The sequence below is a fragment of the Enterobacter cloacae complex sp. genome, from assembly GCF_900322725.1.
GTDB classification, from domain to species: Bacteria; Pseudomonadota; Gammaproteobacteria; order Enterobacterales; family Enterobacteriaceae; genus Enterobacter; species Enterobacter quasihormaechei.
This window is the reverse complement of the sequence record NZ_LT991957.1, coordinates 419978-445591: the sequence shown is the minus strand read 5'-3', so window position 1 is coordinate 445591 and position 25614 is coordinate 419978. Positions and strand designations below refer to the sequence as shown.

At 55.2% G+C, this 25614-nt stretch carries 22 protein-coding genes and 1 tRNA gene; 12 read left to right on the top strand and 11 right to left on the bottom strand.

Annotation, left to right across the window (positions count from 1 at the left end; genetic code table 11):
* Positions 1 to 104: 104 nt before the first annotated feature.
* Positions 105 to 1343: an Nramp family divalent metal transporter gene (locus DBR02_RS02065; RefSeq protein ID WP_064910292.1), complete on the top strand. Its 1239-nt coding sequence runs from the start codon at positions 105 to 107 to the stop codon at positions 1341 to 1343.
* A gap of 33 nt (positions 1344 to 1376) precedes the next feature.
* On the opposite strand, the gene ypeC is transcribed toward DBR02_RS02065, so the two are convergent.
* Positions 1377 to 1724 carry a DUF2502 domain-containing protein YpeC gene (ypeC, locus tag DBR02_RS02060; protein WP_063450443.1) on the bottom strand — a complete coding sequence of 116 codons (348 nt, stop codon included), beginning with the start codon at positions 1722 to 1724 and terminating at the stop codon, positions 1377 to 1379.
* 126 nt (positions 1725 to 1850) lie between these two features.
* Positions 1851 to 2849, bottom strand: coding sequence for an L-glyceraldehyde 3-phosphate reductase (mgrA, locus tag DBR02_RS02055; protein ID WP_107533449.1), 999 nt, complete (start codon positions 2847 to 2849; stop codon positions 1851 to 1853).
* Between the two features lie 186 nt (positions 2850 to 3035).
* Here mgrA and ipdC point away from each other — a divergent pair, with 186 nt between their 5' ends.
* A complete protein-coding gene (gene ipdC / locus DBR02_RS02050) occupies positions 3036 to 4694 on the top strand; it encodes an indolepyruvate decarboxylase (RefSeq protein WP_107533448.1) in 1659 nt (552 codons plus the stop codon).
* Here the strand turns inward: ipdC and DBR02_RS02045 are convergent, their stop codons facing one another.
* Positions 4695 to 5930, bottom strand: a complete 1236-nt coding sequence (locus DBR02_RS02045; protein ID WP_107533447.1) for an ion channel protein — start codon at positions 5928 to 5930, stop codon at positions 4695 to 4697.
* Between the two features lie 205 nt (positions 5931 to 6135).
* On the opposite strand from DBR02_RS02045, the gene glk reads away from it, so the two are divergent.
* Complete coding sequence (glk, locus tag DBR02_RS02040; RefSeq protein WP_063868132.1) at positions 6136 to 7101, top strand: glucokinase; 966 nt, start codon at positions 6136 to 6138, stop codon at positions 7099 to 7101.
* 35 nt (positions 7102 to 7136) lie between these two features.
* Here glk and DBR02_RS02035 read toward each other — a convergent pair whose 3' ends face one another.
* Entirely contained in the window at positions 7137 to 7868 is a 732-nt protein-coding gene (locus DBR02_RS02035) for a LytR/AlgR family response regulator transcription factor (protein WP_107533446.1), read from the bottom strand.
* A gap of 13 nt (positions 7869 to 7881) precedes the next feature.
* Positions 7882 to 9579 carry a sensor histidine kinase gene (locus tag DBR02_RS02030; protein ID WP_107533445.1) on the bottom strand — a complete coding sequence of 566 codons (1698 nt, stop codon included), beginning with the start codon at positions 9577 to 9579 and terminating at the stop codon, positions 7882 to 7884.
* A 386-nt stretch (positions 9580 to 9965) separates the two neighbouring features.
* Here DBR02_RS02030 and alaC point away from each other — a divergent pair, with 386 nt between their 5' ends.
* Positions 9966 to 11201 (top strand): alanine transaminase, encoded by a 1236-nt coding sequence (alaC, locus tag DBR02_RS02025; protein WP_107533444.1) that lies wholly within the window; start codon positions 9966 to 9968, stop codon positions 11199 to 11201.
* A 58-nt stretch (positions 11202 to 11259) separates the two neighbouring features.
* Here alaC and ypdK read toward each other — a convergent pair whose 3' ends face one another.
* The gene (gene ypdK / locus DBR02_RS02020; protein WP_099458937.1) at positions 11260 to 11331 is read right to left on the bottom strand and encodes a membrane protein YpdK; all 72 of its coding nucleotides are present in this window, start codon (positions 11329 to 11331) and stop codon (positions 11260 to 11262) included.
* 359 nt (positions 11332 to 11690) lie between these two features.
* Positions 11691 to 12611, bottom strand: a complete 921-nt coding sequence (gene lpxP / locus DBR02_RS02015; RefSeq protein ID WP_167349523.1) for a kdo(2)-lipid IV(A) palmitoleoyltransferase — start codon at positions 12609 to 12611, stop codon at positions 11691 to 11693.
* A 268-nt stretch (positions 12612 to 12879) separates the two neighbouring features.
* Between lpxP and DBR02_RS02010 the strand changes: the two genes are divergently transcribed.
* Positions 12880 to 14259 carry a diguanylate cyclase gene (locus DBR02_RS02010; protein ID WP_107533443.1) on the top strand — a complete coding sequence of 460 codons (1380 nt, stop codon included), beginning with the start codon at positions 12880 to 12882 and terminating at the stop codon, positions 14257 to 14259.
* A 13-nt stretch (positions 14260 to 14272) separates the two neighbouring features.
* On the opposite strand, the gene DBR02_RS02005 is transcribed toward DBR02_RS02010, so the two are convergent.
* A tRNA-Arg gene (locus DBR02_RS02005) sits at positions 14273 to 14344 on the bottom strand.
* Positions 14345 to 14419: 75 nt separating this feature from the next.
* A complete protein-coding gene (locus DBR02_RS02000; RefSeq protein ID WP_063868143.1) occupies positions 14420 to 15349 on the bottom strand; it encodes a formate/nitrite transporter family protein in 930 nt (309 codons plus the stop codon).
* A gap of 314 nt (positions 15350 to 15663) precedes the next feature.
* Between DBR02_RS02000 and mlaA the strand changes: the two genes are divergently transcribed.
* A complete protein-coding gene (gene mlaA, locus DBR02_RS01995; protein ID WP_003861365.1) occupies positions 15664 to 16416 on the top strand; it encodes a phospholipid-binding lipoprotein MlaA in 753 nt (250 codons plus the stop codon).
* 44 nt (positions 16417 to 16460) lie between these two features.
* Here mlaA and fadL read toward each other — a convergent pair whose 3' ends face one another.
* Complete coding sequence (fadL, locus tag DBR02_RS01990) at positions 16461 to 17744, bottom strand: long-chain fatty acid transporter FadL (RefSeq protein ID WP_063868145.1); 1284 nt, start codon at positions 17742 to 17744, stop codon at positions 16461 to 16463.
* A gap of 372 nt (positions 17745 to 18116) precedes the next feature.
* Here fadL and DBR02_RS01980 point away from each other — a divergent pair, with 372 nt between their 5' ends.
* From DBR02_RS01980 to sixA, 4 genes are all read left to right on the top strand, one after another.
* A complete protein-coding gene (locus DBR02_RS01980; protein ID WP_107533442.1) occupies positions 18117 to 18401 on the top strand; it encodes a YfcZ/YiiS family protein in 285 nt (94 codons plus the stop codon).
* Positions 18402 to 18638: 237 nt separating this feature from the next.
* Complete coding sequence (fadI, locus tag DBR02_RS01975) at positions 18639 to 19949, top strand: acetyl-CoA C-acyltransferase FadI (RefSeq protein WP_107533441.1); 1311 nt, start codon at positions 18639 to 18641, stop codon at positions 19947 to 19949.
* Positions 19949 to 22096: a fatty acid oxidation complex subunit alpha FadJ gene (gene fadJ / locus DBR02_RS01970; protein WP_107533440.1), complete on the top strand. Its 2148-nt coding sequence runs from the start codon at positions 19949 to 19951 to the stop codon at positions 22094 to 22096. Before fadI ends, fadJ begins: the two co-directional genes overlap by 1 nt.
* A gap of 209 nt (positions 22097 to 22305) precedes the next feature.
* Positions 22306 to 22791 carry a phosphohistidine phosphatase SixA gene (gene sixA / locus DBR02_RS01965; RefSeq protein ID WP_063868153.1) on the top strand — a complete coding sequence of 162 codons (486 nt, stop codon included), beginning with the start codon at positions 22306 to 22308 and terminating at the stop codon, positions 22789 to 22791.
* A 45-nt stretch (positions 22792 to 22836) separates the two neighbouring features.
* On the opposite strand, the gene smrB is transcribed toward sixA, so the two are convergent.
* Positions 22837 to 23388 (bottom strand): endonuclease SmrB, encoded by a 552-nt coding sequence (gene smrB / locus DBR02_RS01960; protein ID WP_063450427.1) that lies wholly within the window; start codon positions 23386 to 23388, stop codon positions 22837 to 22839.
* Between the two features lie 145 nt (positions 23389 to 23533).
* Between smrB and prmB the strand changes: the two genes are divergently transcribed.
* Positions 23534 to 24466 (top strand): 50S ribosomal protein L3 N(5)-glutamine methyltransferase, encoded by a 933-nt coding sequence (gene prmB / locus DBR02_RS01955; RefSeq protein ID WP_063450426.1) that lies wholly within the window; start codon positions 23534 to 23536, stop codon positions 24464 to 24466.
* 60 nt (positions 24467 to 24526) lie between these two features.
* Entirely contained in the window at positions 24527 to 25612 is a 1086-nt protein-coding gene (aroC, locus tag DBR02_RS01950) for a chorismate synthase (protein ID WP_107533439.1), read from the top strand.
* The last annotated feature ends 2 nt before the right edge of the window (positions 25613 to 25614 follow it).

Below are 25614 nucleotides of genomic sequence, written 5' to 3'. Positions count from 1 at the left end.
CCTGACTATCAGAGAAATCATGTTAACCATTACAAATGAACTTGATAATCATTCTCATTTTGATAGCATAAAACATAGCAAAGGCTATATTTCCAGAGGCAGAAATGACGAATAGTCGCGTAGAGAGTAGCAGCGGCAGAGCGGCACGCAAGCTGCGGTTCGCATTAATGGGACCGGCATTCATTGCCGCGATTGGCTACATCGATCCGGGTAATTTTGCGACCAATATTCAGGCCGGGGCCAGTTTCGGCTATAAGCTGCTGTGGGTTGTGGTTTGGGCCAACCTGATGGCGATGCTGATTCAGATGCTTTCCGCGAAGCTGGGTATTGCCACCGGAAAAAACCTGGCGGAGCAAATCCGCGATCACTATCCGCGTCCGGCGGTATGGTTTTACTGGGTCCAGGCGGAAATTATTGCCATGGCCACCGATCTCGCCGAGTTTATCGGGGCGGCGATCGGCTTTAAGCTTATTCTGGGGGTCTCCCTGCTACAGGGCGCCGTGCTGACCGGTATCGCCACGTTCCTTATTCTGATGCTCCAGCGGCGGGGACAAAAACCACTGGAGAAAGTCATCGGCGGCCTGCTGCTGTTCGTTGCTGCCGCCTATATTGTTGAGCTGGTTTTCTCCCAGCCGAATCTGGTGCAGCTGACGAAAGGGATGGTGATCCCATCGTTACCCACCTCTGAAGCCGTTTTTCTCGCGGCCGGGGTGCTGGGGGCGACCATCATGCCGCACGTGATTTATCTGCACTCTTCTTTAACCCAGAATCTGCACGGCGGAACGAGCAAAGAGCGTTACTCCGCCTCGAAATGGGATGTGGCGATCGCGATGACCATTGCCGGATTTGTGAACCTGGCGATGATGGCGACCGCCGCCGCCGCGTTCCATTTTAACGGGCATACCGGGGTTGCCGATCTCGACCAGGCTTACCTGACGCTGGAGCCGTTGCTGAGCCATGCCGCGGCCACTATTTTCGGTTTAAGCCTGGTTGCTGCGGGTCTCTCGTCTACGGTTGTGGGAACGCTGGCCGGGCAGGTGGTGATGCAGGGGTTTGTACGTTTCCACATTCCGCTGTGGGTTCGCCGCTCGGTAACGATGCTGCCTTCCTTTATTGTCATTCTGATGGGGCTGGATCCGACCCGCATTCTGGTGATGAGTCAGGTGCTGCTGAGTTTCGGTATTGCGCTGGCGCTGGTGCCGCTGCTGATCTTCACCAGCAACAAATCACTGATGGGCGATCTGGTAAATTCAACGTGGGTGAAACGCGCCGGCTGGGCCATTGTAGTCGTGGTGGTGGCGTTAAACCTCTGGTTGTTAATAGGCACGGCGGCAGGGCTGTAAAAGAAAAAGGAGCCGTGAGGCTCCTTTTTGCTGTTAATGATGATGGCCGTGACCGTGGCCCCTACCTTTACCATGGCCTCTGCCGCCGCGGTGGTCGTCACGATCGTGCCAGCCTTCGCGGTAGCCGCGTTCGTAGGCCTTACGCTTATCCCAGCCACGGTGATAACCGTTATCGTGTTTCCACCAGCGGTTTTTACGCCACTCATAATGGCGGTGCCAGTAGTCACGGTCGCGCCAGCCGCCGCCGTCCCAGTAGTTACCGTAATTGTCGCGATCGCCAATTTGTAATTTTATCGATGGCAACAGGGTGATTTCGCCAGCGTTGGCGACCAGCGGGGCCGAAGCCAGTAATACCGCTGCAAGAATCAGTGACCTGAACATACTCTTCTCCTTCACGATCGGGGCCGCTGTGCGACCTGTTAACGCAATTTTACGAGTTGGTAAACATTCGTTTCATCGCCTCAACTCCTAAATCATGAAGGAGAGCACTTTTTGCTAAAAGTAATGTTAATCTGAACTGGACAGGATCGCTTCTATCGTCTTCAGCTCGTCTGCGGAGAAATGACAATTTTCAAGCATGCCTGCTGCATCATCAATTTGCCCGGTTTTGCTTGCGCCGATGAGCACTGACGTCACCGCATCGTGACGCAGTATCCAGGCCAGCGCCATTTGCGACAGCTTTTGCCCCCGGCTTTGCGCCAGCGCGTTCAGCTTACGCACTTTTTCCAGCTTATTGTCGGTGATTTGCTCCGGATTAAGGAACTTACTGCCGCTTGCCGCGCGAGAATCTGCCGGGATGCCGTTCAGATAGCGATCGGTCAACTGTCCACCGGCCAGCGGAGAGAAGGGGATACATCCCACCCCTTTTTGCTGCAATACCTCCAGCAAACCCGCTTCAGGCGCACGTTCAAACATGGAATACTTCGGCTGGTGGATGAGACACGGCGTGCCGAGATCCTCCAGTATTTCAATCGCCTGTCGTGCCAGTTCTGCCGGGTAGTTGGACAGACCAATGTACAGCGCCTTGCCCTGACGCACCACGTGGTCAAGCGCTTTCATGGTTTCACGCAGCGGCGTTTGCGGATCGGGGCGATGGTGATAGAAAATATCAACGTACTCCAGCCCCATACGCCTGAGGCTTTGATCCAGGCTGGCGATCAGGTATTTACGCGAGCCCCAGTCGCCGTAAGGCCCGTCCCACATGGTGTAGCCCGCTTTGGTGGAGATAATCAGCTCATCGCGCCAGGGCAGGAAATCCTCCTGCAAAATGCGACCAAAATTACGTTCGGCCGACCCGGGAGGCGGGCCGTAATTATTGGCAAGGTCAAAATGCGTAATACCCAAATCGAACGCGCGCTGTAAAAGTTGACGGCTGTTTTCGAGCAGCGTCGCGTCGCCAAAATTATGCCACAGCCCCAGCGAGATGGCGGGAAGCTTAAGGCCGCTTTGTCCACAGCGGCGATACTGCATTGTCTGATAACGATTTTTGTCAGGCTGATAACCCATTGGCGAGACCTCTGGCGCTGAAAAGAAAAATCAGTGTATACGTTTACACTCACCCGAAGAAAATGAGCATAGCTCAGCTTTTTTCGTAAAGCATTCTTTCCATTCTCGACTTCTCGCCATTTCTGGACAGGCTTCACGCTTATTTAATACTCAGAGTGAGGTCAACGTCAGAAGGACACCTATAATATGCGTACCCCCTATTGCGTCGCCGATTACCTGCTGGACCGACTAACAGATTGCGGTGCCGATCATCTGTTTGGCGTGCCGGGCGACTATAACCTGCAATTTCTCGACCATGTGATAGACAGCCCGGACATCTGCTGGGTGGGCTGTGCCAACGAACTGAACGCGTCTTACGCTGCTGACGGCTATGCCCGCTGTAAGGGCTTTGCCGCGCTGCTGACGACATTCGGCGTTGGGGAATTAAGCGCCATGAACGGTGTGGCGGGCAGCTTTGCCGAACATGTTCCCGTGCTCCATATTGTGGGGGCCCCGGGTATGGCGGCACAGCAACGAGGAGAGTTATTGCACCATACGTTAGGCGACGGCGAGTTCCGCCACTTCTATCATATGAGCGAACCCATTACCGTCGCACAGGCGGTGCTCACCGAACAAAACGCCTGCTATGAAATTGACCGGGTGCTTACCACCATGCTGCGGGAGCGCCGTCCGGGCTACCTGATGCTGCCTGCCGATGTGGCGAAAAAAGCCGCTACGCCCCCTGTAAGCGCTCTCACTTTGCATCCCGCACCCGCTGATTCAGCCTGTTTGCAGGCGTTCCGTGAGGCTGCCGAAAAGCGTCTGTCCATGAGCCAACGCACCGCGCTGCTAGCGGATTTCCTGGTGCTGCGCCACGGCCTGAGAGACGCCGTTCAGAAGTGGGTCAAAGCGGTGCCAATGGCCCACGCAACGATGCTGATGGGTAAGGGCATTTTTGACGAACGCCAGAGCGGCTTTTACGGTACCTATAGCGGGTCGGCAAGCGCCGAACAGGTTAAAGAGGCGATCGAGGGTGCCGATACGGTGCTGTGCATTGGCACGCGTTTTACCGATACGCTCACCGCCGGATTTACCCATCAGCTGACGCCAGCCCAGACGATAGAGGTTCAGCCCCACGCTGCCCGCGTCGGTGACGTCTGGTTTACGGGCATCCCGATGCGGGAGGCGATTGAAACGCTAACGGCCCTGTGTAAAACGCATGTACGTGATACGCGAACGTCATCGGATAACAGCGGCTTTTCGTTCCCCGCTATCGAAGGGTCTCTGACGCAGGAGAGTTTCTGGCGTACCCTGCAAGCGTTTATTCGCCCCGGCGATATCATTCTGGCTGACCAGGGAACATCTGCTTTTGGCGCTATCGATCTGCGTTTACCGGCAGACGTCAACTTTATCGTCCAGCCGCTGTGGGGCTCGATTGGCTACACGCTGGCGGCGGCTTTTGGCGCGCAAACGGCGTGTCCGGACCGACGCGTGATTGTCCTGACGGGCGACGGCGCCGCGCAGCTGACCATTCAGGAGCTGGGCTCAATGCTGCGCGACAAGCAGCGCCCGATTATTCTGGTGCTTAACAACGAAGGGTACACGGTCGAGAGGGCTATCCACGGGCCGGAGCAGCGCTATAACGATATCGCCCTCTGGAACTGGACGCAGATCCCGCAGGCGCTGAGCCTGGCGCCTCAGGCAGAGTGCTGGCAGGTCAGCGAAGCGGAAGCGCTGGCGGAAGTGCTGGATAAAGTGGCACACCACGAGCGGCTGTCGCTGATCGAGGTGATGCTGCCGAAAGCCGATATTCCGCCGCTGTTGAGCGCGCTGACCAAAGCGCTGGAGGCGCGCAATAACGCCTGATTACCTGTCGTTTCGCCATGCCATCAGCATCGGTTTGCCCGCCAGCAGGAGCCAGGCGGGCAACATCACGATACAGAGCAGCGGCAGAAGCGTGGTATCCGGCACGACAACGGCCGCCATAAACAGGCTTAGCCACGCATCGCGCGTGACCACCAGTACCAGCCCCAGAATGGAGCAGGAGACGGTAATCGCCGCAGGGACTGCGTCGACGTGCTCATGCAGCATCAGCCCCAGCGCGACCCCAACAAAGACCGCCGGGAAGATACGACCTCCCCGGAAACCACAGGCCGCAGCGACCACGAGCGCCGCCAGTTTCACCAGCGCGAACAGCAGATAATCTGAAACGCTAAAGACCTGGCTGAAGGCCAGCTGCTGCATCTCGTCCAGCCCCTTAAACAGCGTAACCGTCCCGCCGATGGCGCCTAAAACGCCCAGAATAAAGCCGCCCATACCCAGAATCAGCACCGGATGCTTCAGCCTGTGCATCAGGCGATGCAGGCGCGGAAGACACCATACCGCGACCATCCCCAGCGCAATGGCTATCGCGACGACGACGGCACCGCTGAAAATATCGGCGAGCTGCATCTGACCGTAGTGGGGGATAGGCAGCGAAAAATGAGGATGGAAAAACAGGCTGGTGGTGAGCGCCCCCGCAGCGGCGGCCATCAGCGGCGCGAAGAGTTTGTCCCACAGCGGCACGTCATTGTCCCTGCTCAGGGTTTGAGAAAAGATAAGCGCGGCGGCTACCGGCGTGCCAAACAGCGCCCCGATGGTGCCGGCGGAGGCCAGAATCGTCCAGTCCAGCGCGCCAACGCGCGGGAAAAGACGCGCCCCCAGGAAGACCGCCAGCGCGATGTTGACCGCCATAATGGGGTGTTCAGGCCCGAGGCTCACGCCGCCAGCGAGGCCGATAATCAGCGCGATGATAAGCCCCGGCAGGGCAGAAGGCGAAACGGGCGCGCCAATCAGTGGTTCCAGCGCCGGGTCCGGCCCGGCGTGTCCCGGGCTATAGCGGATCACCAGGCCTACGGCAATCCCGGTCAGGGTCAGCATCATCATGATCCAACCCGGCGAGTCAATGCTGATGCCGAGCTTTGCCGGTAGCGCAGACCACAACAACGATTGCAGCACCGATGCCACCTTCATGACGACGATGAGCACCAGGCTCGACGCCACGCCAATAATCAGCGCCGGGACAGCCAATAACAGCATGGTTCTGGCTCGCGGATGGAGCATGATGATTTCCTTGTACAAAACGGCTTAACGTTACTTTGCACAATCAGCATTGTGGCAATAGTGCAAAAGGTGCTGAAACGGTAAAGTTATTATGTGACGAAGATCGATAATCCATGGGCAGTCACCTTCTGGTCGTTGTTGTTATCACGCCTTGAATTTACAGTGTCCCAAAGATTTATTCTGACTTTAGCGGAGCAGTAGAAGAATGACAAAGTATGCTTTGGTAGGTGATGTGGGCGGCACCAACGCTCGCCTTGCCCTGTGCGATGTGAACAGCGGTGAAATTTCTCAGGCGAAAACCTATTCAGGGCTGGATTACCCAAGCCTGGAAGCGGTGGTACGCGTCTATCTGGAAGAGCATAAAGTGAGCGTTGAGGACGGTTGTATCGCCATTGCCTGTCCGATCACCGGCGACTGGGTCGCGATGACCAACCACACCTGGGCCTTCTCAATTGCCGAAATGCAGAAGAACCTCGGCTTCTCGCACCTCGAAATCATTAACGACTTCACCGCGGTTTCCATGGCTATTCCGATGCTTAAGCAAGAGCATCTGATTCAGTTCGGCGGTACGGCCCCGGTTGAAGGTAAACCGATTGCCGTTTACGGCGCGGGCACCGGTCTGGGGGTGGCGCACCTGGTTCACGTCGACAAACGCTGGGTGAGCCTGCCGGGCGAGGGCGGTCACGTGGATTTTGCGCCGAACAGCGAAGAAGAGGGCATTATTCTTGAGGAGCTACGCGCCGAGATTGGTCACGTGTCGGCCGAGCGCGTGCTTTCTGGCCCGGGACTGGTGAACCTGTATCGGGCGATTGTGAAATCAGATGGCCGTCTGCCGGAAAATCTGCGGCCTAAAGACGTGACCGAACGCGCGCTGGCCGACAGCTGTACTGATTGTCGCCGTGCGCTGTCGCTGTTCTGCGTCATTATGGGGCGTTTCGGCGGCAACCTGGCGCTGAATCTTGGCACCTTTGGCGGGGTCTATATTGCGGGTGGGATCGTGCCGCGCTTCCTCGATTTCTTTACCGCCTCCGGCTTCCGCGGCGGCTTCGAAGACAAAGGCCGCTTCAGGAGCTACGTGCAGGACATTCCAGTTTACCTGATTGTCCACGACAACCCAGGCTTGCTTGGCTCCGGTGCGCATCTGCGCCAGGTGCTTGGCCAGATCCTCTGACGCCCGTCCCCCTCTCCTGCGGGAGAGGGAACGCACTACAGGTGCATGAGCTGGCGGAACTCTTTCACCCTGCTGCGGCTTACCGGCACCTGAAAATCCAGATCCTTCAGACGCAAAATATAGGTGTTATTAAACCAGGGCTCGATTTCGCGGATCTTGTTCAGGTTGACGCAGAACGAACGGTGGCAGCGGAAGAAGCGGGCGGCCGGGAGTTTATTGCAAAATTCGGTGATGTTCATCGCCATGACGTAGGATTCACGCCGCGTATAGACAAACGTCATTTTTTCATGCGCTTCGGCATAGTAAATATCGTCGACAGGCGTGACGATGATCCGTTCGTCTTTCACCAGGTTAATGGTGTCGTTTTCCCGCGCTGCCGGGCTGGTGCTGGCGGGCAGCGTCTGCTGCTGCCATGCGGCTTCCAGCTTATGCAGCATGCTGATAATACGCGACTCCTGGTACGGCTTGAGAATATAGTCAAACGCCTCGAGCTCGAAGGCTTCCACGGCATGTTCTTTCCACGCGGTGACAAACACAATAAACGGCTTGTGGGCGAACTGATTGATATTTTGCGCCAGCAGGACGCCGTCCAGCGACGGAATATTAATATCGAGAAAAATCGCGTCGACCCGGTTATGCTGCAAAAATTTCAGCACGTCCAGACCATCCTCAAAGCAGCCAGCAATCTCCATCTGGCTGTGGGTTTTGATAAGCCAGCTCAACTCCTGCTGAGCCAGAATTTCATCTTCTACAATGATGACTTTCATCTGTTACTCCGGCCTACGGCAACAAGGAAATGGGGGCATTAACGGGCGTTCGTTCATTCGGAACATAAAAAGCAATCTCGGTGCCCGGCTCAAGACGGTGAATGTGCAGCCCGTCACCAAACAGCAGCTTGACCCGGTGGTGCACGTTCAGCAGCCCGATCTTGTTGCCCGGCATTTCGTTTGCCTCGACGCGCTCGATGACTTTCGGATCGATGCCGTGTCCGGTATCGCGCACGGCGATGCGCACGCGGTTACCGCTTTCCGTCACGCTAATCGTGACCACGCCTTTGCCTTTACACGGCTGAATACCGTGAACAATGGCATTTTCCACCAGCGGCTGGATCAACAGGCTTGGGATCACGCAGTTGACCTCCTCATCAATATCGTAAATGACCGTGAGCTTATCGCCAAAGCGTGCCTGCTCGATCGCGATGTAATCCTTAATTTGATACAGCTCTTTTTTGATGTCGATTTGCTCGTCGTCTTTTAGCTCAATGTTGTAGCGCAGATAGCGTGACAGATTAAAAATCAGCTGCCGCGCGGTGTCCGGATTAAGACGGATGGAGGAGGAGATCGCATTCAGCGCGTTAAACAGAAAATGGGGATTGATCTTGCTTTGCAGGGCACGGAGTTCTGCCTTATTTGCCATCTCGCGCAGCTGCTCCGCACGCGACACTTCAAGTTGGGTAGAGATAATTTGCGACAGGCCAATCGCCATTTCCTGAAGCGAGGAGGTGATTTGGTGCGCGTGACAGTAGTAAATTTTCAGCGTCCCCGTGACGACCCCTTTTTCCCACAGCGGGATCACCAGCATAGAGTGGATCTCTGGCGTTCGGTGGGCTTCATCATTATTTTTAATAATGATTTTTCCGTAATTAATTGCCTGTCTGGTGGTCGGGCTGATGGTATCGTCGCTGTCGCGGTAGTTGTGCTCACCGACGCCAACGTAAGCCAGCACGTGGTCAATATTGGTGATAGCGACCGCATCCGCATGAATGTCCCGGCGGATGATATCGCAAACCTGACGTAAAGAGTCGGCGTTAACGTGTCGGAAAAGCGGCAGCGTTTTGTTGGCAATATCCAGCGCCAGCTTGGCCTGACGCGCGGCGCTGGCCTCTTTTTCGCCTTCCACGCTTTGCACCAGCAGCACGATAAAACCGATACAGACGCTACCGAGGATCATCGGAATCCCGATCTTCGAGACGATATCCAGCCCCAGCGCAACGGTGGGCGCCCAGACGACGACCAGAATCATGGTCAGCGTTTCGCAAACCATCCCTGCGATAATCCCCGCACGCCAGTGCTGCTTTTTCGGGATTTTGCGGTTAATCCAGCCGGAGAGTATCCCGGCAATAATGCTGGTGATAAAGCAGGGAACGGCCGTCACGCCGCCAATATCAATCAGGTATCGGTGGGTCCCGGCGATAATGCCCGTAATAATCCCGACCCAGGGGCCAAAGAGGATCCCGCCTGACATCACGGCAATGATGCGCACGTTTACCAGCGATCCTTCTACCGGCACGCCGGACCAGGTGCTGAACAGGGCAAACATCGAAAAGATAAACGTGACGGCCAGCAGCTCTTTTGGCGAGTGGGCTGATTTATGCAAAAGCTCGCGAAACAAGCGAATGCGGATGAGGAAAAAAAGACAGATCAGCATTAATGCCGCGCGGTCGAACACCGCCAGGAGCATATTGAAGATTTCGTGCACGGTCAGGCCTGGGAAAACGGGAAAAATCTATGATAGAAAACATGGGGCCTGATGACCAGCTATCAGTCAGATTTATCAAATGAGGAAAAACCATAATTCCCAAAGGGGATTGTTCGATTTTGACTGAAAGGCGGTGCGTTTCCGTTTGAGGTAAAAAGTACGGTAACAATACTGATAACAACGTGTTAAATCGTAGCGCTTAAAACTGCCTGCTCGTGAAAAGAGTTCCGCTTTTCACTGCTATCGCGTTCCCGTTTTAGCGCAAAATATTATTTTGTCATTACCCTCTCGACAGCGTCTTTTTCTTCAGGTTATTTTCTAAGCACGCCACACGGGTGGCAGCGTCGCTCGGACGGTCCGGGCGCTAACGTGACTCTGAGGAATCTATGGCTGAATTCAGTCCTGAACGCCGTTTTACGCGTATCGATCGTCTCCCCCCTTATGTTTTCAACATCACTGCTGAACTGAAAATGGCTGCGCGTCGGCGCGGCGAAGACATTATCGATTTCAGTATGGGTAACCCTGACGGCCCAACGCCGCCGCATATCGTTGAGAAACTCTGCACCGTTGCCCAGCGTCCTGATACCCACGGGTACTCGACCTCACGCGGCATTCCCCGGTTACGTCGGGCGATCTCTCGCTGGTATCAGGATCGTTATCAGGTGGATATCGATCCCGAAAGTGAAGCGATCGTGACCATTGGCTCGAAAGAGGGGCTGGCCCACCTGATGCTGGCGACGCTGGATCACGGCGATACCGTCCTGGTGCCGAACCCGAGCTACCCTATTCATATTTATGGGGCGGTGATTGCCGGCGCGCAGGTTCGTTCTGTTCCGCTGGTGGAAGGCGTCGACTTCTTTAACGAGCTGGAACGGGCGATTCGTGAAAGCTATCCAAAGCCGAAAATGATGATCCTCGGCTTCCCGTCTAACCCAACGGCACAATGTGTTGAACTCGAATTCTTTGAGAAAGTGGTTGCACTGGCTAAGCGTTACGACGTGCTGGTGGTACACGATCTCGCCTATGCCGATATCGTTTATGATGGCTGGAAAGCGCCGTCCATTATGCAGGTACCGGGTGCCCGTGATGTGGCGGTTGAGTTTTTCACGCTCTCGAAAAGCTACAACATGGCGGGCTGGCGAATTGGATTTATGGTCGGGAACAAAACGCTGGTGAGCGCCCTGGCACGTATTAAAAGCTACCATGACTATGGCACCTTTACGCCATTACAGGTCGCGGCCATCGCGGCGCTGGAAGGGGATCAGCAGTGCGTACTTGATATTGCCGCCCAGTACAAACGCCGCCGTGATGTGCTGGTCAAAGGGCTTCACGAAGCGGGCTGGATGGTGGAAATGCCTAAAGCTTCCATGTACGTCTGGGCGAAAATCCCCGAGCCGTATGCGGCGATGGGATCGCTGGAATTTGCCAAAAAACTGCTTCAGGACGCGAAGGTGTGCGTCTCTCCGGGCATCGGCTTTGGTGACTACGGTGATACGCACGTGCGTTTCGCGCTGATCGAAAACAGCGACCGTATCCGTCAGGCAGTGCGGGGGATCAAAAGCATGTTCCGCGCGGATGGTTTGCTCGCAGCGAAGAGCGTTACGGAACAAGCTGAGTCTTAACGGGCACCAAAAAAAACAGGCGCCAACGGCGCCTGTTTTTTTGACTGCATTTTCTTAACTAGATCATCAGAGCAAACGTTCCGGCCCAAACTAAAACAATAACCGAAATGCCCATAAAGAAATATTTCACGTTTCATCGCTCCGCGTATCTTCCGGTACGCATTAAAAAAACAGAGTCCAACTGAGTATAGAGAGTTGAAATCATGCGAAAGGGGAAATCGGATTTATCCCGTTCCGTCGCTAACTTCAGCCCTGAATTCTGTGCTTTCCTGTCGCCAGACGGCGCTAATGTACGCCTAAAATTCAGGAGTGACAAGAGGCATTTTTTTAAATAATTTCCTATACTTACGAGTGTCGTGGAACGGCGACAGTTTGATTTCAGTACGCAATAAATGCGTATTGAGCGACGGTTGAAAGAAACCGTTACGCACGGCGATGACAGGTGTTTGAAAAGGTTAGTTTCTTAGCGAAACTAACCTTCGGAAGGGTTCAGATATAGAGTGAGGCTTCGCCCAGTGGGCGGGTTTTGAAGCGGCGGTGCATCCACAGATACTGCTCAGGTGCACGCATAATCTCAAATTCAATCACCTTATTGATAAAGGTAGCGGCTTCACTTTCGTCTTCAGGATAGTTCGCCATTTCTGGGGAAATGTGCAGACGATAGCCTGACTTATCGGCTTTTCGGACCATGGTAACCGTTAACATCGCGGCGCCTGACAGACGTGAAATCACAAAGGTACCGTTTGTCGTAGCGACATCTTTAACCGCGAAGAAAGGGGCAAAGCTACTGCCTTTAGGACCGTAATCCTGATCCGGGGCAAACCAGACGGCTTCACCTTTTTTCAGGGCGCCCACCATACCGCGCAGATTGTTACGGCTGATCATCGCCTTGTTGGAGCGCATGCGCCCCCGCGTTTGTACCCATTCCATCAGCGCACTGTTGTGCGGGCGATAGGTTGCCATCATCGGCTGACAGAGGCCCATAACGCGGCCGCCCAGCTCAAGGGACATAAAATGTACGCCAACAACCATCACACCGCGCTTTTGCAGCTGGGCACGTTTCAGGTTATCCAAACCTTCCACGTCGAACCATTTACGGACGCGTTCGTCTGACCAAAACCAGGCCATACCGGTTTCAAGCAGCGCCATACCGATAGATTTAAAATTTTCCGCAATCAGCGTTTCGCGCTGCTGCGCATTGTAATGCGGAAAGCAAAGTTCGAGATTTTTACGGGCAATGGACTCACGACGTTTGAGGAAGTGACGCGATGCGCTGCCGAGCTTCGAACCCAGAAAACGAATCACAGGATAAGGGAGTTGCACCAGTAGCCAAAGTACGCCAAGGCCGAACCATGTAAACCAGTAGCGCGGATGCAGAAACGCCCGCTGAAATTTGGATTGAGACAAAATAGTGGAACCTTTGTAAAGCCTGTGAAGGTAGCGCAGACTTCGCGATACCACGTGCCATTAAGACCGTAGGACGAGGTCATGGTTGCAGGCTTTACCGTTCTTTACGACGTTGCCTGGCCATTGCTGACTTGGGTGGGCGGCATAATGTAGCACCGTTATACAATATGAGCTATCACTCGTTTTTGCTTAAAAAAGCGACAATTGCGGAGTGGGTTGATTTTGCTATTGTTAAATCTGCGTACCCGCATGACTCCTTAAGGAGCAGATCATGGAAACCTACCTGCAAACGGTGAAAGAAGAGTGGGTGAAGCTGATTAATGAGACCGATCCCGACGTGCATCGCCTTGCGACTGAGCTTGCCAGGGACAACGCATCGCCGCTGGTTGCTGAATTTTATCGTGTGGTGCTGGCGGACCCTTCGGTGGCTGAATTCCTGACGACCGAACAGGTGGAAAGGCAGCTTCAGGAAGCGCTTCGTCGCTGGCTTATTGATGTGCTCTCATGCCGGGTGGAGCAGGTTGAAGAGCAGATGCGGGCGCAGCAGCGCGCTGCGGATGTTCATGCCCGTATTGGTATTTCGGTTGATTTGGTCGAAATGGGCTTTCGTGTGCTGAAAAAGCTGCTGTTACCCGTCATTACTACCAGCGCCCATACGCCCGAGGTGAAGCTGCATATTTATCACTACGCGATAAACAGTATCGATCTGGCCATGGAAGTGATGTCACGGGCCTATGTTTTTAGCGAAAACAATGCGGCGAAGGAAGATGAGAATTACCGCATCTTTTCCTTAATGGAGAACGCAGAAGAGGAGAAGGAAAGACAGACCGCGGCGTTACTGTCATGGGAAATGGTGCTTCTGTATAAAATCACCCTTAATTCCAGTATCGGCAACAGTCTTCCGCTGGGTCAGTCTGAATTTGGACTGTGGTTTAGCCATAAAGGTCGCCACTATTTCAGCGGGATCGCTGAGGCCGGGCATATCTCTCGTCTGATTCAGGAATTTGATGACCTTTTTAACGAGGTCCGTCTGTCAGGGCAGGACCTGAATGATAAAGTGCACCGGGATAAATTCTTGCAGCGAATGCGGAATACCCTCTCGCAAATCATCACCCTGCTGCGCGAGCTATTTGATGAAGTTTCGCGGCACGAGGTGGGGGTGGATGTCCTGACCCGTCTGTTGAACCGCCGTTTCCTGCCAACCATCTTCAAACGCGAAATCCTGCACGCCACCCGGGCCGGGACAATGCTCTCAACGCTGCTGATTGATGTCGACAAATTTAAACAAATCAATGATACCTGGGGACACAATACCGGGGACGAGATCCTGCGAAAAGTTTCCGGCGCGTTCTACGACAACGTGCGAACCTGTGATTACGTTTTTCGCTACGGCGGGGATGAGTTCCTGATTGTGCTGACGGAAATCTCGGAAGTGGATACGCTGCGTATTGCCGAGCGCATTCGCAAACGGGTGGAAAAAATCAAGGTTAACTCCCCAACCGGCGAGATTATCCCGCTCTCACTCTCGATAGGCGCTGCGATGTTTAACGGTCATCCTGATTACGAACGGTTGATTCAGGCTGCGGATGAAGCCTTATACGGCGCGAAACGGCGTGGCCGGAACTGCGTGGAGCTTTGGAAGGGGGCATAAGGAAAAACGGAAGTGTCCCCTGCAGGAATCGAACCTGCAACTAGCCCTTAGGAGGGGCTCGTTATATCCATTTAACTAAGGGGACGAAGCGGCAAGAGTATAACGTTATTTACACTTTTCGTTAAGCGCATTGCCGCCTGACTGGTCAAAGAGTCACCGTTCACGCCGATTTTTCGGCTGTTTTATCCTTTTTTTCCTGAGCCTTAAGCTCGGCCTTACGCTTGTTGGACATGTCGTTACGGATTTGCGCATGGCTCAGCAGCGCAAAGATAAAGGTCCCGCCACAAATGTTGCCTGCGAGGGTAGGCAGGGCGAACGGCCAGAAAAAGTCGCTCCAGTGGAGGGTGCCGTTAAACACCAGATAAAGGATTTCTACGGTCCCGACAACGATGTGCGTGGTATCCGCGAGTGCGATAAGCCAGGTCATCAGGATAATCACGACGATTTTCGCGCTGCCCGCTGACGGGAACATCCAGACCATAGTGGCGATGATCCAGCCGGAGATAATGGCATTAGAGAACATTTCAACCGGCGTGTTTTTCATCACATCCATCCCAATCTTCACGAATGCGTCACGGGTCGGTTCATCAAATATGGGCATATACTCGAAGGCCCAGGCGGCTACGCCCGTACCGATGAGGTTCCCCAGCAGCACGACGCTCCACAGGCGCATCAGTAAGCCAAAATTTCCGAGGGTGGGGTTTTGCATGACCGGCAGTACGGCGGTCACGGTGTTCTCGGTAAAAAGCTGCTGCCGCGCCATAATGACGATGATAAAGCCGAACGTGTAGCCTAAATTTTCGAGCAAAAACCCGCCCGGCACGCCTTCCAGCTGCACGTGAAATATCCCTTTGGCAAGCAGCGATGCGCCCATCGACAGACCGGCTGCGATGGCTGACCACAGCAGGGCCATCGCGTCACGCTCCATCTCCTTTTCGCCATCCTGGCGAATATGTTCATGAATGGCCATGGCGCGCGACGGCAGGCGATCCTCATCGACTTCTATCTCTTCGCCCCGGTCTTTCTCCTCGCTCTCAATCTCAGGTTCTTCATTGTTCTCGCCAATCTTTTCTTCGTTAATGTCTTTCATAACTGCTCCTTCGGGGTTATCGCTCATTTAAGCGTAGCGGCTTTTAGCGCCTTGCCCGTGGGGAAGCTCTTAAATTGCAGAAAATGGCAATAAAGGTGAGACATCTCTTTCAAAGCCAATATAAAATTGCCGGCGAAACGAATTCTTAAAGACAGGCTATGCTGAAATTAGCGTGATGACGCGAGCGGGTCGTCATTGTCCTCGTAGACATCGGTAAGCGTGCTGTTACAATCACTTGCACGTTTCAGGCGGAGCGTCACCTGCTCCGTTACAGATGGCATTCAACGATAGCCATATTGAACAGGGAGAAATGTATGAAACTTCGGCTGTCGGCGCTTGCGCTGGGCGTGACGATGCTTGTGGGCTGCGCCAGCTCTGGCGAGCAAACCGGACGCTCCGATCCTCTCGAAGGATTTAACCGTTCAATGTACAGCTTTAACTATAATGTGCTGGATCCGTACCTGGTTCGTCCGGTTGCCGTGGCATGGCGTGACTACGTTCCGCAGCCGGCGCGAAACGGGCTGAGCAACTTTACCAGTAACCTCGAAGAGCCAGCGGTGATGGTGAACTATTTCCTCCAGGGCGACCCGTATCAGGGGATGGTGCATTTCACCCGCTTCTTCCTGAACTCCCTGCTGGGCATGGGCGGCTTAATTGATGTCGCAGGCATGGCTAACCCGAAACTACAGCGTGAACAGCCGCACCGTTTCGGCAGTACGCTGGGGCATTATGGCGTAGGTTATGGTCCGTATGTGCACCTGCCGTTCTACGGCAGCTTCACCGTGCGTGACGATGGTGGCGACATGGTGGATACGCTGTATCCGGTGCTGTCATGGCTCACCTGGCCGCTGTCGATTGGTAAATGGACCGTGGAAGGGATTGAAACACGTGCGCAACTGCTGGACTCAGACGGTCTGCTGCGTCAGTCTTCGGATCCGTACATTATGGTGCGTGAGGCCTATTTCCAGAACCACGACTTTATTGCCAACGGCGGTAAGCTGAAGCCGGAAGATAATCCGAACGCGAAAGCCATCGAGAACGAATTAAAAGATATTGATTCGGAATAAATAAAAAAGGTGAGCGATGCTCACCTTTTTTAATCGTGTTGGGATTAGAACGCGTAGTTGAAGTTGGTACCGAACAGCCACGCTTTACCTTCAGAGGTAAACTCGTAAGGGCCTTCCTGGAAGGTCACTTTCTGACCGTGCATATAAGAGACGCCCGCGTCGATGGACGCATTCTCGTTAAACGCATAGGTTGCACCCGCACTCAGCCAGAAGCGGTCCTGATCCGGAATGGAGATAGAACGTTTATCCGCCGGGACCGGGCTGTCATCAAACGCGATACCGGTACGGAACGTCCAGTTGTCATCCATATAGTAGGTCGTACCCAGCGCCAGACGGTATGCGTCGTGGAAGCTCTCGTCCTTATAGAACAGCGTCTGGCCGTTGCTGCCGGTGGCTTTCAGCTCCTGGAACTGGCTCCAGCTGGTATACGCGAGGCTATAGTGAATCGCCCACTGCGGCGCAACGCGGTTGTAACCAGACACTTCCCACATTTCAGGCAGGTGCAGCGACAGTGAACCCGGTACGGTTTGATTCGAGGTACCCCATGGAATGGTGGTGCCTGCGCCCGGAACCATACCGTTGACTGGGCTCAGGATGCCGCTTTTGTAATCGCCATCGAAATCGATTTTCACTTCTGAGCGATAGGTCAGACCCCAGCGGTTGTTTTTATCCAGTTCATACAGGATCCCGGCGTTCCAGCCGTAGCCCCATTCATCACCTTTCAGGCTGGCGATTTTGTTGCTGTTTTTCGGCAGCGCAGCGGTTTGCTCGCCGGTGTAACGCTCGATTTTTGCGTCGGCGTAAACGGCATTAAAGCCCAGACCGAAGCTCCAGCTATCGTTCAGACGATAGGCGCCGCTCAGGTTGAGGTTCAGGGTGGTCAGGTCGGTTTTACCGCCGTATTCCCCGGCCGGATAGTCGTTGTTGAACTCCGTCGCCAGGCCATAGTTAGAGGTAACAGAAGCCCCCCAACCAAACTGTTCGTTAATCGGGGCAACAAAGTGCAGGTTAGGCACCCACGCCGTTGGCGCAATGTTATCCGCCTTCAGATCCGCGCCGGTGAACTGTGATTTGCCAGAAATGTTGACATCAGGATCGATGTAAACCGCACCGGCAGAGAAGGTAGGGCGATCGAACATCATGATCAGCGCCGGGTTACGGCTTGCGTTGCCTGCGTCATCGGCAATCGCACCTTCCCCGGAATACGCACGGCCAAGGCCAGAGGAAGAAAATTCGTTTAACTGGAAGCCCGCTGACCAGGCGGACGTTGAGACGATTGCCACTGCAACTGCTAAAGCAGTTTGTTTGAACAGGGTTTTCTGGCTCATGACCATAACCTCATTGAGTTATTTTTATTCAATAATTGTTACATACCGTAACAGGAGCGCGAAGTGTAGGGTCTGAGGTATGACTTACAAATCAGACCAGTGGCGAGAGTATAGGTCTGACCAGCTGGGATGTTGCAAGTTTGTTTATTAATATTTTCAGATATGTTTCTTGAAACGAGATCTGGTTGGCAAAATTGTGACCAGTGCGAATCATCTGAAAAGGTGAATTTTGTTTTAGATCATTTTTTAGTGTGATATTGCTCACTTATCCGATTTTGCGCCATTAACGGCTGGAGGGGGCTCGTCCGGGGGCGTAAAATAGTCGCATCGTGTTTATCTCGCGCGTTGCGCGAATACAGAGGAAATTGAGCTATGAGTAAATGCAGTGCTGATGAAACCCCGGTTTGCTGCTGTATGGATGTTGGCACCATCATGGACAACACCGATTGCACCGCCTCTTACAGCCGCGTCTTCAGCAATCGCGCTGAAGCGGAAAAAACGCTGGCGGCGCTGACCCAGCGCGCGCGCGAAGTGGAATCCGATCCGTGCGAAATCAAATCTACCTTTACGGAAGTGGACGGCGGCGTGCAGCTGGATATCGACTTCGTGTTCGCCTGCGAAGCTGAAACGCTGATTTTCCAGCTGGGCCTGCGTTAATTCCTGCGGTCTGGTGCCCTCACCCCAACCCTCTCCCACGGGAGAGGGCGCAAACTCTAAAAACGGTAACCCACGGGTTACCGTTTTGCTTTTACCCTGGGCATTTTCTTTTTCTTCTCTGTGCCTTAGCTCGCAATTTTTCGCTTCCCCGATTGGCTCAATGTAAAAAAATAGTTAACACTATTATCAGGTCAGACCACTTAATGTGCGCGCAAAATTTTTTTACAGGGGAGTGTTATGAGTCAGGCATTACCGCTTATCACCCGACACGGTGACCGCATTGCCATTGTCAGCGGGTTACGTACGCCGTTTGCGCGTCAGGCAACCGCGTTTCACGGTATACCGGCTGTCGATCTGGGAAAAATGGTCGTGGGGGAGATGCTGGCTCGCAGCGAGATCCCGCCAGAAGTTATTGAGCAGCTGGTTTTCGGCCAGGTCGTGCAAATGCCGGAAGCGCCCAATATCGCGCGTGAAATCGTCTTGGGCACCGGCATGAACGTTCACACCGACGCCTACAGCGTCAGCCGCGCCTGCGCCACCAGTTTTCAGGCGGTGGCGAACGTGGCTGAAAGCCTGATGGCGGGAACCATCCGCGCAGGGATCGCCGGAGGCGCGGATTCCTCCTCCGTGCTGCCCATCGGCGTCAGCAAACGGCTGGCCCGCATCCTGGTGGATGCCAACAAAGCCCGGACCACCGGCGCGAAGCTCAAACTCTTCTCGCGTTTACGCCTGCGCGACCTCATGCCCGTGCCCCCTGCCGTTGCGGAATACTCCACCGGCCTGCGTATGGGCGACACTGCCGAGCAGATGGCAAAAACCTACGGTATTACCCGGGAGCAGCAGGACGCGCTGGCGCATCGCTCGCATCAGCTGGCAGCGAAAGCCTGGTCGGAGGGCAAACTGGCCGACGAAGTAATGACCGCCTACGTGCCGCCTTACCGCGAACCGCTTTCAGAAGATAACAACATCCGCGGCACCTCCACGCTGGCGGATTACGCCAAACTGCGCCCGGCGTTTGACCGTAAGCACGGTACGGTCACCGCGGCTAACAGTACGCCTCTGACGGACGGCGCCGCCGCCGTGATCCTGATGACGGAATCCCGGGCGAAGGAGCTGGGCATTACGCCGCTGGGCTATTTGCGCAGCTACGCCTTTACCGCCATTGATGTCTGGCAGGACATGCTGCTCGGACCGGCCTGGTCCACGCCGCTGGCGCTGGATCGCGCAGGGCTGACGCTCTCCGATCTCACGCTGATTGATATGCACGAAGCCTTTGCCGCCCAAACGCTGGCAAACGTGCAGCTTATGGCGAGCGAGCGTTTTGCCCGCGACGTGCTGGGCCGCGCGCACGCCACAGGCGAAGTCGATCAGAGTAAATTCAACGTGCTGGGTGGCTCCATCGCCTATGGTCATCCGTTTGCGGCGACAGGGGCGCGAATGATAACCCAGACGTTGCACGAGCTGCGTCGACGTGGCGGCGGTTTTGGTCTCGTCACCGCCTGTGCGGCGGGCGGCCTGGGTGCAGCAATGGTTCTGGAGGCTGAATAATGGAAACGACATCTGCATTTAACCTGGCCGTTCGCCTCGATAACGTGGCCGTTATTACCATTGATGTGCCCGACGAAAAGATGAATACCCTGAAGGCCGAGTTTGGCGTTCAGGTGCGCGCGATGCTCAGACAGATCCGCGAAAACAAAGCGATACGCGGACTGGTATTTATCTCGGCAAAGCCGGATAACTTCATCGCCGGGGCCGATATCAATATGATTGCCCGCGCTGCAAGCGCTCAGGAGGCAGAAGATCTGGCGCGTCAGGGTCAGCAGGTGATGGCGGAGATCCATGCGCTGTCGATACCCGTTGTCGCCGCGATTCATGGGGCCTGCCTGGGCGGCGGGCTTGAGCTGGCGCTGGCCTGCCACAGCCGCATTTGTACCGACGATGCGAAAACCGTACTCGGCCTGCCGGAGGTACAGCTTGGGTTGCTGCCCGGCTCGGGTGGAACGCAGCGCCTGCCGCATCTGGTGGGCGTCAGTACGGCGCTGGAGATGATCTTAACCGGTAAACAACTGCGCGCCCGTCAGGCCCTGAAGGCGGGTCTGGTTGATGAGGTCGTTCCGCACGCCATCCTGCTTGACGCTGCCGTTGAACGGGCGCTGAAGGGGCGTCAGGCGAAACGCCCCCTGCCGGTGCGCGAGCGCATCCTTGCCGGACCGCTGGGACGCGCGCTGCTGTTCAGGATGGTGGATAAAAAAACCGAGCAAAAAACCAGAGGAAACTATCCGGCAACGAAGCGCATTCTGGAGGTGATTGAAACCGGTTTATCGCAGGGCAGCAGCAGCGGCTATGCCGCAGAAGCGAAGGCGTTTGGCGAGCTGGCGATGACGCCGCAATCGCAGGCGCTGCGCAGCATTTTCTTTGCCAGCACGGAGGTCAAAAAAGATCCGGGCAGCGAAGCTGAACCGGCTCCGTTGCGCGCCATTGGCGTTCTGGGCGGCGGGCTGATGGGGGGCGGCATCGCGTTTGTCACCGCCAGCAAAGGCAAATTGCCCGTACGTATTAAAGATATCAACCCTAAGGGCATCAACCACGCGTTGCAGTACAGCTGGCAGAATCTCGATCGCAAAGTGAAACGCCGCCATATTAAGGCCAGCGAGCGCGATAAAACCCTCGCGACGATCACGGGCACCACCGACTACAGCGGGTTCGCACACCGCGATCTGGTGATTGAAGCCGTGTTCGAAGATCTGGCCCTTAAGCAGCAGATGGTGGCGGACGTTGAGCAGCATTGTGCGCCGCACACCATTTTTGCTTCAAACACCTCCTCATTGCCGATTGGCGACATCGCGGCGAAAGCCGCGCGCCCGGAGCAGGTGATAGGGCTGCACTTTTTTAGCCCGGTCGAAAAAATGCCGCTGGTGGAGGTGATCCCGCATGCCACAACCAGCCCGCAAACTATTGCCACCGTGGTGAAGCTGGCGAAAAAACAGGGCAAAACCCCCATTGTGGTCGCGGACAAAGCGGGCTTCTACGTCAACCGTATTCTGGCGCCGTACATTAACGAAGCGATGCGGCTGCTGACGGAAGGGGAGAAAATTGAGCACGTCGATGATGCCCTGGTGAAGTTTGGTTTCCCCGTTGGCCCAATCCAGCTTTTGGATGAGGTAGGAATTGATACGGGGACTAAAATCATCCCTGTGCTGGAAGCGGCTTATGGCGATCGTTTTGCGCCGCCTGCAAACTTTGTTTCTGCAATTTTGAAGGACGATCGCAAAGGCAGAAAAAATGAACGCGGTTTCTATCTTTACGCCGCGAAAGGGCGTAAAAGCAAGAAACAGGTCGACCCTTCGGTTTATGCGCTTATTCCCGTCACGGGTCAGGGAAAACTGTCGGCGGTTCAGTGCGCTGAGCGCTGCGTAATGATGATGCTCAATGAAGCGGCGCGCTGCTTTGGCGAGCAGGTGATCAAAAGCGCGCGCGACGGCGACATCGGCGCCGTGTTTGGCATCGGTTTCCCGCCATTCCTTGGCGGCCCGTTCCGGTACATGGATACCCTCGGGGTGGGTGAAGTGGTTGCGATTCTGCAACGTCTGGCCTCGCAATACGGTCCACGGTTTACACCTTGTGACGAATTATTGCAGATGGCGGAACGGGGCCAGACATTCTGGCCCGCAAGGGAAACTGATTGCGTAAACTGAAGTCAAAGAAGGGTAAATCCTGAGGTAATGGAACCTGTTCTGGCGAAATTGTAAACAGAGATTGACTATACTTACGCCATTGAGGTAAAAAACAGCGTTTCATTCACCGAATGGATCAGGCACAATGCCCGGCCATCGGGTTTTCTACCTCAGAGCATTAATCGCGGGTAGTTAACGCCGGTGATTCTGGTTAACAAAAGCGGTGCAATATGCAAGTTTTTATCATGCGTCACGGCGACGCGGCACTTGATGCCGCCAGTGACTCAGTACGTCCTTTAACCGTCTGTGGCTGCGACGAATCCCGTCAGATGGCAACATGGCTTAAAGGTCAAAAAGTGGACATTGAACGCGTTCTGGTGAGTCCGTTCCTGCGGGCAGAGCAGACGCTGGATGTGGTAGGGGAGTGTATGAACCTGCCAGCCAGCGTGGACGTTCTTCCTGAACTCACGCCGTGCGGCGATGTTGGCCTTGTCAGCGCTTACCTTCAGGCGCTGTGCAATGAAGGTGTTGCTTCCGCACTGGTCATTTCCCACCTGCCGCTGGTCGGCTATCTGGTATCTGAGCTGTGCCCGGGCGAAACGCCACCGATGTTCACAACGTCCGCCATTGCCAACGTCACCCTCGACGAAACCGGCAAAGGGGTCTTCAACTGGCAAATGAGTCCGTGCAACCTGAAGATGGCAAAAGCCATCTGACGTGACGTGCGATATGGCGGGGGCATAGCGCTTCCCGCCATCCTGTCAGGGCAACTCTGGCGGCTGCCACTCCTCAACTTCAATCAACACCAGCAATGCGGCATCTCCGCCGTACTCTTTTGGTGCCTGATGAAAAGCCATCACGTGTGGATGCTGAGCCAGCCACAGCGGCGTCTGTTGTTTGAGAATATGTTTGCCGTGACCGTGCATCACGCAGGCGCAAAAAACATGCTCGCGTCGGCACGCCGCGATCAACGCCCCCAGCTCCTGCTTCGCCTGCATCTGCGTCAGCCCGTGCAGATCGAGAAACAGCTCCGGCGAATAATCGCCCCGGCGCAGCTTCTTCAGCTCAAAATGGCTGACGTCCTCGCGCACGTACTTCACGGCCCCCTGCGTATTGAGCAGCGGCTGGAATTCATCTGAAAAATAGTGGCTGTTATCGGCCTGCTCCTGGAGCAGACGTTTGACCGGAACCTCGCTGATTTTCTTACGCTGCGGGCGATGGACAATGGTGTCCTGCGTGATTTTACGCGTCCCGGTCATCAGCTGACGGAAGAGAGCCTGATCCTCCTCGCTGAGCGGTGTTTTCTTTTTCATTCGTCATTCTCATCTCGTATTTCCGATAGTGTACCCGACTAAACGCATTTTTTAACCTCAAGCGGTACGCGTCATTGCTGATTTATCCCCGTCTTCATGGCAAACTAGCCGCCGAAAATTATGCGAGCATGCCCTGGAGGAAAGAGTGGATAAAATTTTTGTCGATGAAGCAGTAAACGAGCTGCATACCATACAGGACATGTTGCGCTGGTCGGTTAGCCGCTTCAGCGCCGCCAATATCTGGTACGGTCACGGCACCGATAACCCGTGGGATGAGGCCGTCCAGCTGGTGCTGCCGTCACTCTATCTGCCGCTGGATATTCCGGAAGACATGCGTACCGCGCGCCTGACCTCCAGCGAAAAACACCGCATCGTTGAGCGCGTGATCCGCCGCGTGAACGAGCGCATTCCGGTGGCTTACCTGACCAACAAAGCCTGGTTCTGCGGCCACGAGTTCTACGTTGACGAGCGTGTGCTGGTGCCGCGCTCGCCGATTGGTGAGCTGATCAACAACCATTTTGACGGCCTGATCGCGCACCAGCCGCAGCACATTCTCGATATGTGCACCGGCAGCGGCTGCATCGCCATTGCCTGCGCCTACGCTTTCCCTGAAGCGGAAGTGGACGCCGTCGATATCTCCACCGACGCGCTGGCCGTTACCGAACACAACATTGAAGAGCACGGCCTGATCCATCACGTCACGCCTATCCGCTCTGACCTGTTCCGCGACCTGCCGACGCTGCAATACGACCTGATCGTTACCAATCCGCCGTACGTGGATGCAGAAGACATGTCCGATCTGCCGAACGAGTACCGTCACGAGCCGGAGCTGGGCCTGGCGTCAGGCTCTGACGGCCTGAAGCTGACCCGCCGCATCCTGGCGTGTGCGCCGGATTATCTGACCGACGACGGCGTTCTGATTTGTGAAGTGGGCAACAGCATGGTACATCTGATAGAGCAGTACCCGGATGTGCCGTTCACCTGGCTTGAGTTCGACAACGGCGGTGACGGCGTCTTTATGCTGACCAAAGCGCAGCTGCTTGACGCGCGCGAATACTTCAGCATTTACAAAGATTAATCCAGCGGGCTTCGGCCCGTTTCACAACGCTCAAACACAAACAACAACATCGGAGCCGTGATGGCAGGAAACAGTATTGGACAGGTATTCCGTGTGACCACCTTTGGCGAGTCGCACGGTCTGGCACTGGGTTGTATCGTTGATGGCGTCCCGCCAGGCATCGAACTGACCGAAGCCGATTTGCAGCATGACCTCGATCGTCGTCGTCCGGGTACCTCTCGCTACACCACGCAGCGTCGCGAGCCGGACCAGGTCAAAATTCTCTCCGGCGTATTTGAGGGCCGTACCACCGGCACCAGCATCGGACTGCTGATTGAAAACACCGATCAGCGCTCTCAGGACTACGGCGCAATCAAAGATGTCTTCCGTCCTGGCCATGCCGATTACACCTATGAGCAAAAATATGGCTTCCGCGACTATCGCGGCGGTGGCCGGTCTTCCGCACGTGAAACCGCGATGCGCGTAGCGGCAGGGGCGATTGCCAAAAAATATCTCCAGCAGAAATTCGGCATCGTTATCCGCGGCTGTCTGACCCAGATGGGCGACATTCCGCTGGCAATCAAAGACTGGGATCAGGTCGAGCTTAACCCGTTCTTCTGCGCCGATGCCGACAAGCTGGACGCGCTGGACGAACTGATGCGCGGCCTGAAAAAAGAGGGGGACTCTATTGGCGCGAAAGTCACCGTGGTAGCCGACGGCGTGCCGGCTGGCTGGGGCGAGCCGGTATTTGACCGCCTCGACGCCGACATCGCCCACGCGCTGATGAGCATTAACGCGGTGAAAGGCGTGGAAATCGGCGACGGTTTTGACGTGGTTGCGCTTCGCGGCAGCCAGAACCGCGATGAAATCACGAAAGACGGTTTCCAGAGCAACCATGCGGGCGGCATTCTGGGCGGCATCAGCAGCGGTCAGCAGATTACGGCCAATATCGCGTTGAAGCCAACGTCAAGTATTACCGTACCGGGCCACACGATTAACCGCGCTGGCGAAGACGTTGAGATGATCACCAAAGGGCGACACGATCCGTGCGTGGGGATCCGCGCGGTGCCGATCGCAGAAGCGATGCTGGCGATCGTGCTGATGGATCACTTCCTGCGTCAGCGCGCGCAGAATGCGGATGTGTCGACCACCATTCCACGCTGGTAACT